Origin of the sequence: Bacillus sp. EKM208B (genome assembly GCF_011800725.1) — a bacterium.
GTDB classification, from domain to species: Bacteria; Bacillota; Bacilli; order Bacillales; family Bacillaceae; genus Bacillus; species Bacillus velezensis.
Map to the genome: position 1 here is coordinate 282,652 of NZ_JAANHO010000005.1, position 14,946 is coordinate 297,597.

Sequence of the window (14,946 nt, forward strand, 5' to 3'; positions counted from 1 at the left end):
CAAGCCTTTCCGGCTCTGAGTGTTTCTGATACTAGGTCGTCCATTCATACTTTCTGTGAAACTCTTTTATTTCAGTCAGCACCAATCGTGTTTTTCCTTGATGCGCATTCGGGATGTCTGCTGCGGGCGCGGCATTTCTTGTGCCGAATTTTACGATGCCGCTGTCTTGGAGCAGCCGGTCGTAATCAGCCATCGATAAACGGACGCGTTCATCCAAATGCCGGCTGATCTGAAATTGATTCTGCCGCGTCCGGCTTTGCGGCATAACGACACCGCTGTAAAATTCAGAGCAGCAGCCCGAACCGTATGAAAAACAGCCGACGCGTTTCGGCGTTTCAAAAGAGCCGTTATCAATCGTGCTGGCAAGAGATAAAAATACAGTGGCCCCCATGATGTTGCCGACGCGCTGGCAGTATTGAATCCCAGGCAGCACGCGTTGCTGAAAATCCGCTTCAATGTCTTGCGGCTTAGCCTTTGCCAATTTTCTCATCATCGTCCGATGCGCTCCTTTTACCATTCCGCCAAACGGAGTATGAAAAGAAAGGTATTGAAATGTATTCTTATAATCCGCCCCGCTCACACGCTTTCGGTATTCCTGAAATGATTTTTCACAGCAGTCCAAATAAGACATGAGCGAAAGATCAGCATCCCCCGCTTCACTATCCGGAATCGGGCGGCAGGTATCCATGACTTCATACCCGTAATACCCGCTTGCGCCTTGATCAAGCAAAAAGACATGAGGGGTGCTGCTGACTAAAAGCGCCACAGCTCCCGCCCCCGCACTCGGTTCGGCATAGGACCATTCCTCCGTCAACGCGTCACCGCCTTCAGCCACTAAAAAGCGGGAAATATCCGTTCCGATGATGAGCGCTTTCGCTCCCGGCGATGTTTGCGATAAGATGAAATTCACGCCCATTTGAAACCCGGCCGTTAAAGAATAGCAAGCCTGTTTCACCTCAAATAACCGGCAATTCCGCTTCAGCTGCAAATAATCATGGACGTATGTACTGATGGATTTGCCAAAATCAATCCCGGATTCCGTACAGGTGATCACCATTTCAATCTGATTCCGTTCCTCTTCTGACAGAGAGTCGATAATCGGTTTTGCGGCATTTACGGCGAACGTAATCGGATCTTCAAACGGAAGCGCCACCACTTTTTCTTTCATCAGCAGGTTCTCAAACCTTTTTTTATCCAGGTTCCGATGTTCCGCAAGCTCCATGACGTCTACATACGCGGTTCCGCCAAACACGTTCATTGCTTCGATTCCTACATTCATTTCTCCAAGCCCCCAGAGTAAAGAGGCTTCCTGCGGAAGCCTCTTTTATTTTTTCGTTCAAAACTCAACAAGCAGCCTGTCAACGCCGTGAAATACAGGGCTCGGAACCAGATTCGGCTCTTGATCCTCAGTAAAACGCCATGCGGGCATCTGTTCAAAAAAGTGGGAAAGCGCGATTTTCGCTTCAAGCCGGGCCAGCGGCGCTCCTAAACAATAATGGCTGCCCTGACCGAATGCCAGATGCTGATTCGGCTTTCGTCCCAAGTCAATCTGATCGGCATTTTCAAACTTCTTTTCATCTCTGTTCGCCGATCCAATCCACGCATACACTTTTTCTCCGGCCGGAATCGTTTTTCCGCCAATCTCGCTCTCAACCGCGGTGTAGCGGGTTACCCGCTGAATGGAAGGTCTGAGGCGGATGACTTCCTCAATAAAGTCAGGAAGGAGCGCCTTATTTTCAAGCAGCCGGGGCAGAATATCCGGGAACTCCTTGAGACTGAGAAATGAATTTCCGATCACATTTTCCGTCGTTACGTGCCCCGCGACGATCAACAAGCCGCAAAAACCGATTAATTGCTTGTCTGACAGCGGCTCTCCGTCTAAATCAGCTGCAATTAAATGGCTGATTAAATCATTTTGCGGCTGTTTTCTCCGCTGAAAAATAAACTGCATGAAGTATCCGATCATCTGCTTTTGCACTTCATTCATTTTCTTTTCATCTTTTACATTCTGGCTTTGGTCGACCCAGCTTTTAAAGATATCCCTGTCTTTCGGAGGGAATCCTAAAAGCTCTGCGATCACGATAATCGGAAGCGGAAATGCGTAATCTTCAATAATGTCCATCCTGCCTTTTGAACGGACGGCCTGAAGCAGGTCATCAGCGATAGCGGCTATACGCGGTGCAAGAGACTCAACCGATTTCGGCATGAACGGCTGATTGACCAATTTTCTGAAGACGGTGTGTTCAGGCGGGTCCATTTTCAAAAGGCTGTCTTTGTTAATATGCCGGATCATTTTTTCCTGCTTGTCCGCACTTAAGTATTTATGATCGGAAGAAAAATGACTGTAGTCAGAAATCACCCGCTTCACTTCATCATAGGTGAAGATTTCCCAGCAATCTTCCTTTTCATTGTAATGAACGGGAGAGGTTTCTCTCATCGTTTGGTACCACTTGTACGGCTGCTGCTGTCTGATTTTTGTTAAACTGGTCATTTTCATTCCTCCAAGATGTGATCAAGATATGAAATGACCCGCCGAAGCTTACGAGTAAACCCGGCGGGCGGATATGTGAATTTACGGTCTTGTTTTGGCGGGCTGCTTCAGCATCTCACCATGCACGTTCAGTATCTTTTCCTGCAGCTGCAGGAAGCTGTGTTCTGCCATTCCGTCAGCCGAATATAAAATGCCGCAAAATTCAGAAATCGTTTCGGCTGCGCTGTCTTCAGCCAATAACGTCATATGGTTGGATACCGCCACATCCATGATGGCGATGTTTGTCATATGCTCTTCCCACTGGCTCCAGTAGTTGACGAAATCAGCGGATAAAATATCAGCCCTGATCGTAAAATACGGATCAAGCTCACCCAAGAAAATACCGTTTTTATTTCGGAAATAATAGCATGTCACCCCGTTCGGATCCGGAAGCGGCAGGAGTTCGTAATCAGTGATTTCGTAAGCGTCCTGAACATTTATATTCTGCCTGATCAGATTTTTCACCAACGCGTCCGTCTTCGTTAACCCCCGCTGTTTGGCTTTTGCGATTAATTGCTCTAAAAATATGTCTTCATGAAGATCGGCATCTAGTTCATCACGATGAATCAAGGTTTCAGATATGCGTTCCGGATGTTGATAGATTGGTGCAAATAAAGCCATGTTCACCGTCTGCAGCATCATATTTTTATCAAATAATTCATCAGGAATGTTGATTTCCCGCGCACCCGCTGAGTCAAAGGAGTCGAGCATGACGATTGACTCAACGGTTTCTCCAGCCAGCTGCAATTGCCGGGTGACTTCATAAGCGAGCATGCCCCCTAATGAATAGCCGCCTACATCGTAAGGACCCCGGGGCTGCACGGTACGTATGAGCTTAACGTAATATTCGGCCATGTTTTTAATGCCGCGGATCGGTTCCCGGTCTGTCATCCATCCTCTTGCCTGAATTCCGTAAAAAGGACGCCCAGTCCGTTCGGCAACAGGCTGGTACAGCTCCACTGCCCCCAGCGCGGAATGAAACCAGAAAATCGGTCTTCCCTTTCCCCCCGGGTTAAGACAGATCAGTTCGGGCGGTTCTTGATCATCTGTCTCTTCTGATATATCGTTTTGTTTCGTATGTTCCTCATGTACTTCCTCGGTGTCTTTTTGGACAGAACCGGTCAGATACCCGGCTAATGTTGCGATTGTCGGATATTCATAGACCAGATTTGCCGTAATAGACGCTTGATAGGTTTTATTAATGGACTGAACCCATTCCACACCGATAATAGAATCCAGCCCCATTTCAATGAATGCCTCATTCTCATCAATATCTTCCGGCTTCAGAAACAGGATGTCCGCAAGGCTTTCTTTGAGCTCTTTGCGCAAAGTGCCGTCAGAGATGCCGGCAAGGGGAGTTTCTGCTTCCGGGATTTGCGGACGTACCGCTGTTTCCTCCGCTTCAGCATACTCGGGTTTCTTTATTTGCCCCGCTATATATTCCGCAAGCTCCTTAAGCGTCGGGTGTTCATACACCTTATTGGCAGTAATCTCAGTGTGGTGCGTTTTATTTACTGTTTGTATCCATTCAACCCCGATAATGGAGTCAAGCCCCATGTCGATGAAAGGCTCATCAGCATCAATATCTTCCGGTGACAAAAATAAAATATCTGCCAGGCTTATCCTCAATTCTTCAAGCAATGTTCTATTGTCTTCGAAAACGGCTTTTTCTGGCTGCTGGACAGAAACAGTACAATCCAAAGGCTGTAACACGATCGGTTTTTGCAATGTCTCCGGTTCAAACGCTGTCATTTCAATCTCAGTTAAAGGGCTCAGAGAAATCAGCCCTTCATGTTCAGGCTGCGGCGAAGACGGGAGAACGGTTTGCGTTTCAGACTTTTTCATGGCCTGGCCTGGTAAAGAACTGTTTACATCAGCCGCCCAATACCTTTCTTTTAAAAATGGGTAGGCAGGCAGCGGCGTTTTATAATATTGCCCTCCGTCAAAAAGCCGTGTAAAAGGAAGATCATATCCTCTGCAAAAAAGGTCAGCGATATGTGCCAGGCTTTCTCTGTACTGTGCTGGCGAAGCCGCCGAGCGGCACTGTTCAATGCATTCCATTCCGAATGTTTTCATTCCGGCTTCTTCTGCCGGCTTCTGATCCTTCAAATTGGACACAAACACACCCGGAAGCTCTCTTTTTACAAGCCACTCCGATAATACCCGCTTCAGTTCGTCCGCACTGCTTACGATACAGGCAAACCGGTGATGTAAATGCTTTCTGCCGAGCAGGAGCGTATAACTTATATTTCCCAGATCGCTGTCTTTGTTCTTGCTGAGTGAATCCAGCAGGCGTTCTGCCTGAATTTCCAGCTGACGCTCCGTCCGCGCAGATAAAGGAATGAGGCAGGCCGGTTTTGCCGGTGACCGGCGCACGGTTTGCGGTGCCTCTTCAATCACAAGATGGGCATTTGTTCCGCTGAATCCGAATGAACTGATGGCGGCTCTGCGCGGTGCATCCGGATTCCGTTCCCACGGTATCAGCTCTTCATTCACAAAAAACGGGCTGTCCTCAAATTGAATATGCTGATTGGCTTGGTGAAAATGCAGGGAAGCCGGAATCTGCCGATGCTTCAGCGACAGCAGGATTTTAAACAGTCCGGCCATCCCCGCGGCCGCAGCGGCATGCCCGAGATTGGTTTTCACAGAGCCGATGGCGCAATATCCTTTTTTATCCGTATAGCGGCGGAAAGCGCACGTTAAGGCGCCGAATTCGATCGGGTCGCCCAGTGCAGTGCCCGTTCCGTGAGCTTCCACCATTTGAATGGTTTCCGGATCAATGTGAAAAGTATCATAGACATGCCGCTCCAATCGTTCTTGAGAAAGCGCGCTTGGAGCGGTGATTCCGTTTGTAGTGCCGTCCTGATTCATTGCAGAGCCTTTTATGACGCCGTACACATGATCTCCGTCACTAACGGCGTCGCTAAGACGTTTCAGCACCACGGCTCCCACGCCTTCACCCGGCACGAACCCGTCCGCGCTTTGATCAAACGTATGGCAGCGTCCGGTCGGTGACAGCATATTCGCCTTATTTGACGACTGATAAAAAGCGGGAGTGGATTGAATGAAAACCCCGCCCGCCACCGCCATTTCCGTTTCTTTCGTCCAGAGCCCCTGACATGCCAAATGAATAGCTGTCAGCGAACTGGAACATGCTGTATCAACAGTGATCGCCGGACCTTGTAAGTTAAGATGATAGGCGATCCTTGCCGGGGTGACGGAATTATGATTGCCCCAAAACGCCTGCGCGGGCCCCTGCTGTTTAAAAATGGCCTGGTAATCTCCGCCGCAGGAGCCGGCATACACGCCGCATTCCCGGCCTCTTACCGAGTCTCCCGCATATCCCGCATCTTCAAGCGCTTTCCATGATTCTTCCAAAAACAGCCGCTGCTGAGGGTCCATATAGGTCGCTTCACGTCCAGATATATGAAAGAAAACGGGGTCAAAACATTCAATGTCCTCTATAAAACTGCCATACTGGCATTGGCTGTCAGAGACATCCCATCTGTCTGCTTTTTTAATCAGATCCCGTCCGGCAGCTAAGTGTTCCCAAAACTCATGGACATTCTCCGATTCAGCAAACCGCCCGCTCATCCCGATAATCGCGATCGGTTCTTTTTCAGGTAACACAGCTGCTGATTTTACTGTATCGGCCGGCTCCTTTTGTTCGGGGTGGTACGTCATTTGATACGGCTCAGAAACGCTGATGACGATTTTCCCGATATTTCCGCGGTCATCCAAACAGTGATACGCTTCTTTTATGTCTTCAAAGGAAAAGATTTTTGAGATGACAGGCTGAATGACTCCCTCTTCCGCCAGCCGCTGCAGTTCCAATTGATAGTCCTTGACCTGATCCGGATTTTGAAGGGACAGCTTCCGCAAATCCACGCTGTGAAACGATTGATTGTTATGAAGGACGGACAAGTCGACTGATTTAGCGGATTTCAGCGCAGTCATGGCAATTTCGATATATCTTCCGCCCGGCGCCAGGCAATTCATCCCTTTTTGCATGGCATCACCGGCCAGGGTATTAATGACAACATCCACTCCACGGCCGCCGGTCATTCGCATGATTTCCGTTTCAAAATCTTCTTCTAAATAGCAAATGGTATTGTGGACCCCGAGCGAATGCAAATACTCAATTTTTTTCTGTGATCCGGCCGTTGCATATATTTCCGCGCCGATATGCCGGGCCATTTGCACCGCGATCAGCCCCGTTCCTCCCGTCGCGGTCTGAATTAATATTTTTTCGCCTTTTTTAAGTCCGGCTTTCCGGAAGGCGTCTATCATTGTCACCGCCACGGTGGGAAGAGCGCATGCTTCTTCAAAGGTCAGCCGGGCCGGTTTATGATAGACTTGATGTTCTTTACATGTGATGAGATTCGCCTGAGATCCAAATTCCTCTCCCATGCCGACAATCACTTCATCACCTGGAATGACGGATGTTACATGCCTACCTGTCTTGATCACGACGCCGCTTGCTTCAAATCCCGGAGTGAACGGATAAGGCGGCATCGTCGGGTACAGCCCTCTGACACAAAGCAAGTCTCCGAAATTTAAAGAAAAGGCGCGGACGGCTATTTGAACTTCGTCATCTTTTGTCTCGGGCACTTCACTGCGGGCAATCATCAGATCTTCAATGCCGCCCGGACGGTCAATCACAACCCGGAACATTCCCGAGTCATCGGACTTTGCGAAAGAAGGCGGCATACGTTCTTGTTTCGGTTTCTGATAACCGGTTTCCTTTCTTTCCGTCTGCAGAGGTTTTTCAGCAGGCCGTTCTTCCTGAAGCGCCGGGCGGATTTTCGCTCTTTCGGTCTCCAGAGACGAGGCTATGATGGTTTCGTATTCTGCCGAGATATAACCGGTCAGCAGTTTCACATGATAGTAATCAAATAAAATCGTTGTCTGCAGTGTAAGATTCAAACGCTTATTAATCTCGTTAATCACATTGACGGCCAAAATGGAATCAATGCCGTATTCAGAGAAATTCAGTTCTTCCTGAATATCCTCTTCTTTCATTTTTAATACATCGGCAATACTTGTTTTGATGACAGAGCGGACATGGGAAGCGACCGATTCCCCATCAGCCTTAACAGCTTGATGCTCCTCTGGCGCGCGGCTGCGGGAAACAGGCTGTGCGGGCTTTCGGAAAACTTCGGCCGGGGCGGCGTATGGCTTTCTGCCGTCTCTGATCCCTTGCATCCGGACGAGTCCGTCACTCTCAGCTGCGATAATCTGCTGACCTAAATCATGAGCCGTTTCAGCAGGGAAACAAACCGCTCTGTATCCTTCCGAATGCAGCACACACTCCCACGATTTTGGATATAAGCCGGGACTTCCCGGAATCCGAAGCTCAGCATCCTCATAGGACCACCACCCGTCAAGCAGCCCGAAGGTTAAATGGGTAAAAACAGAACGATCGCTGATTTCGTTTATCAGAATCATCCCGTTATATTTCAGGAGCGCTTTCAGACGGCGAAGTGTCAAACCGATATTTTTTGTGGCGTGAAGCACATTGGCGGCGATGATAATATCGTAAACACCCGTTTTGATATTTTGTGATTCGCAAGGCTCCTCCGCATTAAACAAGGCTGTTGTCAAATACGGCACATCAGGTCCGTATTCCTGTTCGGCATGCATTAAAAAAGCTTTAGAAACGTCCGTATAACAATATTCCGCAATCTGTTTTGCGAATGGTTTCAGTTTTGTAAACAGCATGGCGCTCGTTCCGCCCGTCCCGGCCCCTACTTCTATCAGCCTGATGCGGGCATCGGGGTGTTCTGTAAGATAAGCTTTCAAGTAAGCGGCCGCGGAATCTGCTAACACTTCATTAAAATAATCCGCGACAGGATTATGCTTATAAACACCTTCAACGAGCCGCATTGATGAATCGGGAAATACGATATCCGTAGCCGGACGTTCCCCTTTTAAAATGGAAGGCATCGCTTTTATCGTCGCCTCAGCCAATTCAGCTTGCGCCTGCTCCCCATTGGGAAGCAGGCGTTTATGGGCATTCCACTCATTCCAGACTGTGCGGCCGTCCGGGCGCTGATCCCTGAGGAGAGTGATCGTGTATCCGTCATACGTGATATACCCGTTTTCTTTTAATAGATTCAGGCTTTCTTCCAGCCATCTGCCGTATGTGCCGATCACGCCGGCGCTCCGCATGGATGCTGAAGCTGTGGTGACAGGCTCGCTGAAAAACCCGATTGACTGTAATTGGTAAAAGAGCAGTTTGCAAAGAAGGCTGTTCATATGCGCAACTCCATTTCTCGTTTTAAAGTCTCAAGCCGTTCATTCCGATCCGGATTTTGCCGCTTGACGCTTTCCATAAATGAAGGCTTCGGGCCGGATACAACCGATATTGCATCTTGATCCGTCAGCGCGGCTAAGCCGTGCGGAGCAGCTTTAATGAATGCCGCTTGGCTGAACGGTTCTGATAGTAAGACTTCCAGAGCCTCCATTGCTTCATCGGGTTCAATAGAACCGATCCCTGACGCCTCCATCCGTTTTCTGTAAGACGGGTCTGATACAACGCCCAGACTGCCCCAATATCCCCAATTCATGACTTTCACTTCACAATCAAGCAAAGAAGCGATATGGCGGGCAAAGGCGTCTTGAAATGTACACCCTGCCGCATAGTTGCTTTGCCCGGCATTTTTTGTGAAAGAATTAACGGATGAGAAAAACAGCACAAAATCAAGCGGTTCTCCCTTAAAAGCTTCGATCATTCGGACGCTCGTATTCACCTTAGCTGAAAAAGCGTTTCTGAAAGAAGCTTCATCCATATTCGCCATACTTTTGTCGGCAAGCGTTATCGCGGAATGGATGACTCCCGTTATATTGCCGTATTGCTCTCTTACGGAACGGACGGCAGCCTTAAGCGCTGCGGCATCTTGAGCATCAGCCTGTATATAATGCGGCGCGGGGCCTGATAGCGCCAGCCTGTCTATTTTGCTCTGAATCTCCTGATCCTTCGGCCGCCTGCCGATCCATATTATCCGTGCCTTGTAACGGGTGATCATGTATTTGCTCCATGCTTCTCCGATGCCGCCCGCTCCGCCGATGACAGCATAAACGCCGCCTTCTCTGTACGACATACGCGGAGCGGAACTTGTCAGCACCCGGACTGTTTTTTGCTTGTGCCAAGCTCCGTTACGGTACGCGGCAGCATTTCCGTCCGGATCTGGAGGAAGGCGCCAGAAGTCTTTCATTTCAGACGAATCACTGTCTTCTTCTGCATCAATCAGCCTGATGTCCCAGTTCGGATATTCTTTTGCCAATGAACCGATCAAACCGTGTACACCTGCATGCTCAGGCTGCGGCAGATCACCCGGATACACGGACTGTGTCTGCCGGGTGACCGCCGTAAAGCTGATGTTTCGGTTTCCATACCCGAGTGACAGCAGCGCTTTGATGAAACGGAAACATTGAATCACCCCATTCTCCTGCTCATCAAGCATTTCCTGACTGACGGATGCGGGTGCGAAACGATCCGGCGCAATCCATAAGAAATGGCGGATATCCTGATACCCGGCTGTCAATTCACGTAATGTTTGCTCGCTTGAATGATCCGGCGTCTCCGCCAGATGGGCGCGGGGCCACATTTTTGCCGCAGCCTTTATGGTATGTCCCGGCTTTCCGATGATCAGCAATTGTTCCTGATCAACCGCTCGATTTTCTTCCAGAGAAAAGAAAGTTTTGTCCCAAACAGGGGCAAGCATCGCTGTCTGAACTTCCTGCCGCTTGCTTTCGGTTTGGTTTGTCTGCCGGACAGCCCGGCAGGAGAAGCCTGTCAATCTCATACAAACAGCGCCGTTTTCATCACATAAATCAATATCCAGCGTCAGCGCTCCGTTATCTGACCGATCGCTCTGTTTGCGGACAAGCGCCCACATCGTTTTCTGAGTCGGCTGAAATATTTCTGCCTGCCTCAGGGAAAACGGCAGCATCGGAGTGTCTCCGGCAGTATCTGAACCGGCACCCAGTGACGCCTGAAACGCGGCATCTAGAAGACTCGGGTGGATGACAAACTGATCGGCGGAACTGTCTGCCGATTCCGGCAGCGACAGCCGGGCTGCAGCACCCCTCTCTCCGATCATCAGCTGATCAATTCCTTGATGGCTCGGCCCGTATATCATACCCGCATGCCGGAAAGCCTGATAAACCTCATCAGACGTCATAACCGATTGGCTGCACCCGGACAGCCAGCCCTCTAAGTGAACTGACGGAACCGCTGCTATCTCTCCTGATACCGCGGTGCCTTTACTGTATATAATCCGTTCTCCCCCGGGTTCTTCCGATAGGCTGTAAATCGTAAATTCAATGTCTTCATTTTCCTTAAGGATAAGGCTGATATGGACTTCTACATCCGTCCCCTTATGAACGACAGGCCTCATCCATATGAGATCTTTCAAATACAGTCCTTTACGTCCGTCCGGCACATCGTATGCGGCACGCTCAACGGCCGCCCTGGCCATTTCGATCACAGCGGCTCCCGGGAGCACCTTCTCCCCATTGACTGTGTGATCAGTGAAAAAGAATTCCCGTCCGGTAAAAACAGAGGTGAATTTCAGCTCCCACAGATCGGATGTGTTTTCATGAAGCAGCGGATGGATCACCGTTTTGCCGTCATCCCTTTTTGAAACCGCCTCGGCTTCATCTTGAATCCAGCATCTGACCTTTGCAAACGGATAGGCGGGAAGGCTGATTCTCCGGGGTTTTTGTCCCGAATATAACAAGTTCCAGTCCACATCGACTCCCTGCACCCACATGTTCAGCAAATGACCGTACTTTCTCTTTTTCAGCCATTTGCCCATGGCTTCCTGCAAATCTTCATCAGATTCAAACACAGCCACTGTCTCATGATTTCGCTTCGCCCGCCCCCTGTAAAGATGCGGTGCGTTTTCATTTTCCAAGTACGATCTGAGCTTGTCCTCCAGCTCCTTAAGGGAGTCCGCAATGAGAGCCAGCCGCTCATCCATCGCTTCCCGCCCCGCTTGTAAAGTGTATGCGACATCAAATAAGTCCGGCTTATCCGTATGCTTCTTTTGAAGAAAAGCAAGAAGGCGCTCCGCATATTCTGTCAGACGCTCCCCATTTTTCGCAGACAGCAGAATGACAGCCGGCTCTTGGCTGCTGATTGCTTGTTTTACAGGAGCCTCATATTCTTCAATAATGATATGCGCGTTAGAACCGCCCGCACCAAAGCTGCTGATCCCCGCCCTGAGCGGCTGTTCTGCTCCGTCTGCTGCAATCCGTTTCCAATCTGTTAATTCCCGGCAGACGGAAAACGGACCTTCGTCAAATTGGATATTCGGATTTAAAACATCCGCATGCAAAGATGGGGCGATTTGTTTGTGCTTCATCTGCAGCAGCACTTTTGTGACAGCGGCGATGCCTGCTGCCGATTCCCCATGTCCGATATTTGATTTGACAGACCCGATGAGACATGTTTCAGGAACATCACCGAATGCATCGGTTAAAGCCCGGATTTCAATCGGATCGCCTAATTTCGTCCCTGTCCCGTGCGCTTCCACATAGCTGATCTGGCCCGGGGATACCCCCGCCTCCTGTAAAGCTTGAGAAATGACTTCGCTTTGCGCCTTGGGGTTCGGTACGGTGTAACCGCTTGCTCTTCCGCCGTGATTAATGGCAGCTCCCTTAATGACGCCGTAAATCCGATCTCCGTCTTGTACGGCGTCTTCTAAACGTTTAAGAAGCAGCACCCCGACCCCTTCTGCCGGAATATAGCCGTCACCCCCGGCGCCGAAACTCCCGCAGTGTCCTTTAGATGAGATGAACTGCCCCTGGCTCAGCATGAAGTACTTGTTAGGATGAACGGTGAGATTCACTCCGCCGGCAAGCGCCGCGCGAATCCGATGATCCCGCAGATCCCGGCACGCCATGTACAATGAAGTCAGCGAACCCGAACACATCGTATCGACCGAAATGCTCGGCCCTTGAAAATCGCAAAAATAGGAGACACGGTTAGCAATGGATGAAATCCCGCCGGGGAGCCCGATATGCCGTCCTTTCACTCCCGCTTCAGCCGCGAATAGCGGGTATTCCTGATACATGACACCGGCATACACACCTACCTGACGGCCCAGTTCAGGCGATGTCCTCGTATATCCCGCATCCTCCATGGCCATCCACGCATGCATCAAAAACAGCCGTTCCTGAGGATCAAGGTGTTCCGCTTCACGGGGGGAAATCTTAAAGAACTCAGGATCAAAATCGGCGATCCCGTCAATGAATCCGCCCCATTTGCTGTAGATCGCTCCCGGCGCCGTCCGGTCCTCGGAAAAGTAATGTTCCCATTTCCAGCGTTCTTTCGGAATTTCGGTAATACAATCCTTTCCTTGTTTGAGATTTTCCCAAAACGCATCGATATCATCGGCCTGCGGATACTTGCCGGAAACCCCGACAATGGCAATATCCAGCGGGTTTCCTTTCGTTTTCTGACGGCTTTGATTCCCGGACGGGGCAAAAGACGCATTTTCAAGCCGATTTGGCTGAAGCACTTCTTTCACAGACGCGTTTTTCAATTCCGCCAGCTGTTCCCCGGTATGACTGAGGACTGCGGCATCAAATGAGAGAAACCCGTCTTTTTTATGTTTGATTGTATTCACCACATAGACGGTATCAGACATGACAGGTCCGTAAAGCGTCAGCCTCTCAATCATGAGCGGAACGTGAATCCGCTTTTTCAGCTGCAACTCTTCTTCACCGAGCGACATATAACATGAATTCAATATAAGCGGGTCAAATGCAAAGTGATGCAGATCGCCTTTTTCTTTTTTTCCTGATAAGTCCAGCTGCAATAAAAAGGAGCTCTCACTCATTTTGTATCCCGCCGTTACCGTTTTCAGCATCGGGCCTATCGTGAAGTCGGCAACCGAATCGTACAGACGGGAAATGACATCCGGTGCTACCTTTTGTGCATGCGCCTTCATTTGTTCAACGTCATATGATTTTTTTACGGGTGTCTCTATACCTCTGCTTATTTCTCCTTCGGCACACGTCTTCCGGCTTTCTTTACCGGAGACAGTGCAGCTTGCGGTAAAGCGTTCGGCACTCTTTTCTGCCGCAAATGAAATGTCAATCTGTGCGGCCTCTCCCGGCTCCAGTGTGACGGGCCCGCCCGTAAAGCGGATATCTTTCAGCCCGGCGGGATACGTACCGGAATGAGACGCTCCGGATGCTTCAAGCACCAGACACGGATACACTACACCCATCAGTGCCGGTTTGCCGAAAACCAGATGATCCTGAAGGAATGCTTCATGTTCATAGAAAGTAAATGTCTGACTGCCTGATTGCGTTTCAGAGACCGGTGCTGCATCCGCGACAAGGCCGGATGATTCATCTGTTCCTTTTGTTTTTATGTCTTCAAGCAGTTCGGATATGCTGCTGCACTCAAATAAAAGAGTCGGATTCAGCCGCAGATCAAACGCCTCTTCGATGTCTTTAATAATGGCCAGAAGCTGTGACGATTCAAGACCTAATTCAAAAAACACGGTGTGCGCATCATTTCTTGTGACAGGACGGCCTACGTATGTTGAGAAAATGCGGTATAAGGTTTCCTCCATCTGCTGAACGCCTGGTATCAGCTGCCGGTCTGTCCGCACCTTTTTGGCTGTCAGGCCGAGCAGTGAAGCAATATGCGCACCGCTGAGGTTGTAAAAGTCAATATCCATTTTCACCATTTCAGAAGGCGTGCCGGACTTTTTCGAAATCACCGCGTAACAGCGCTCCGTAACGGTCTCAGCGGCAATAAACGAATCATAATAAATCGGTAAAAACAAACCGGCGCCTGCAGCTGTCTGCAATACGCCGGAGGCCATGGCGGCACCGTCCATCAGCGCGGGATGAAAGAGAGCGCCGGGGAGATTTTCCTGGCATGAATCAGACTGCCGAATATCAAGGAAACATTCCTCTTCATTTGCATAGATCTCTCCCTCCGGCTTCATCAGCCCGTCATGCGACAGTCCGCGGCTTCTCGCGTCTTCGTAAACCGTATGCAAAGAGACTGATGGAAGTGCGGCTTGTTGTTTTTTCTCCCCTGCGTCAAGGCGCCTATCTGATGAGAAGACTCCTTCATGCACCTCCGCTGATAAGAAAACCGTCCCGGAATCCGCCCCGCAAATCGAGGCTGTCCAGAACTCCTTTTCTTTACTGAATATAACACTCACATCAAGCCGCTCTGACCGTTTCACTGATAAAGGATGATAAATGGTCACCCGTTTCAGACAGATGGAACGGAATGAAAGATCAAGGCTTTGCTTTGCCAGCTGATACAGCATATCAATATAGGCCAGACCGGGCATGACAGATTCTCCGTGAACAAGATGGTTTTTCATAATGGGATGTTCTGCCGTCAGGCGCAGATTCACTGTTTTTTTCATGGTTAG

Annotated in this window: 4 protein-coding genes; all 4 read right to left on the bottom strand. The window is 49.7% G+C overall.

Going from position 1 to position 14,946, the window contains the following annotated elements:
- Nucleotides 1-31: 31 nt before the first annotated feature.
- Nucleotides 32-1,279: a hydroxymethylglutaryl-CoA synthase family protein gene (locus tag G9F75_RS11920; protein ID WP_007409381.1), complete on the bottom strand. Its 1,248-nt coding sequence runs from the start codon at nt 1,277-1,279 to the stop codon at nt 32-34.
- 57 nt (nt 1,280-1,336) lie between these two features.
- Nucleotides 1,337-2,491, bottom strand: coding sequence for a cytochrome P450 (locus tag G9F75_RS11925; RefSeq protein ID WP_021494273.1), 1,155 nt, complete (start codon nt 2,489-2,491; stop codon nt 1,337-1,339).
- Nucleotides 2,492-2,572: 81 nt separating this feature from the next.
- On the bottom strand, nt 2,573-8,788 hold the full coding sequence (locus G9F75_RS11930) for a beta-ketoacyl synthase N-terminal-like domain-containing protein (protein ID WP_167409115.1): 6,216 nt from the start codon (nt 8,786-8,788) through the stop codon (nt 2,573-2,575).
- Complete coding sequence (locus G9F75_RS11935) at nt 8,785-14,940, bottom strand: type I polyketide synthase (RefSeq protein ID WP_167409116.1); 6,156 nt, start codon at nt 14,938-14,940, stop codon at nt 8,785-8,787. The genes G9F75_RS11930 and G9F75_RS11935 overlap by 4 nt, the downstream gene beginning before the upstream one ends.
- Between the last annotated feature and the right edge of the window lie 6 nt (nt 14,941-14,946).

Excerpts from the sequence above, each read along its gene's own strand:
- G9F75_RS11920 (WP_007409381.1), bottom strand. The coding sequence starts at position 1,279 with ATGAATGTAGGAATCGAAGCAATGAACGTGTTTGGCGGAACCGCGTAT.
- G9F75_RS11925 (WP_021494273.1), bottom strand. The coding sequence starts at position 2,491 with ATGACCAGTTTAACAAAAATCAGACAGCAGCAGCCGTACAAGTGGTAC.
- G9F75_RS11930 (WP_167409115.1), bottom strand. The coding sequence starts at position 8,788 with ATGAACAGCCTTCTTTGCAAACTGCTCTTTTACCAATTACAGTCAATC.
- G9F75_RS11935 (WP_167409116.1), bottom strand. The coding sequence starts at position 14,940 with ATGAAAAAAACAGTGAATCTGCGCCTGACGGCAGAACATCCCATTATG.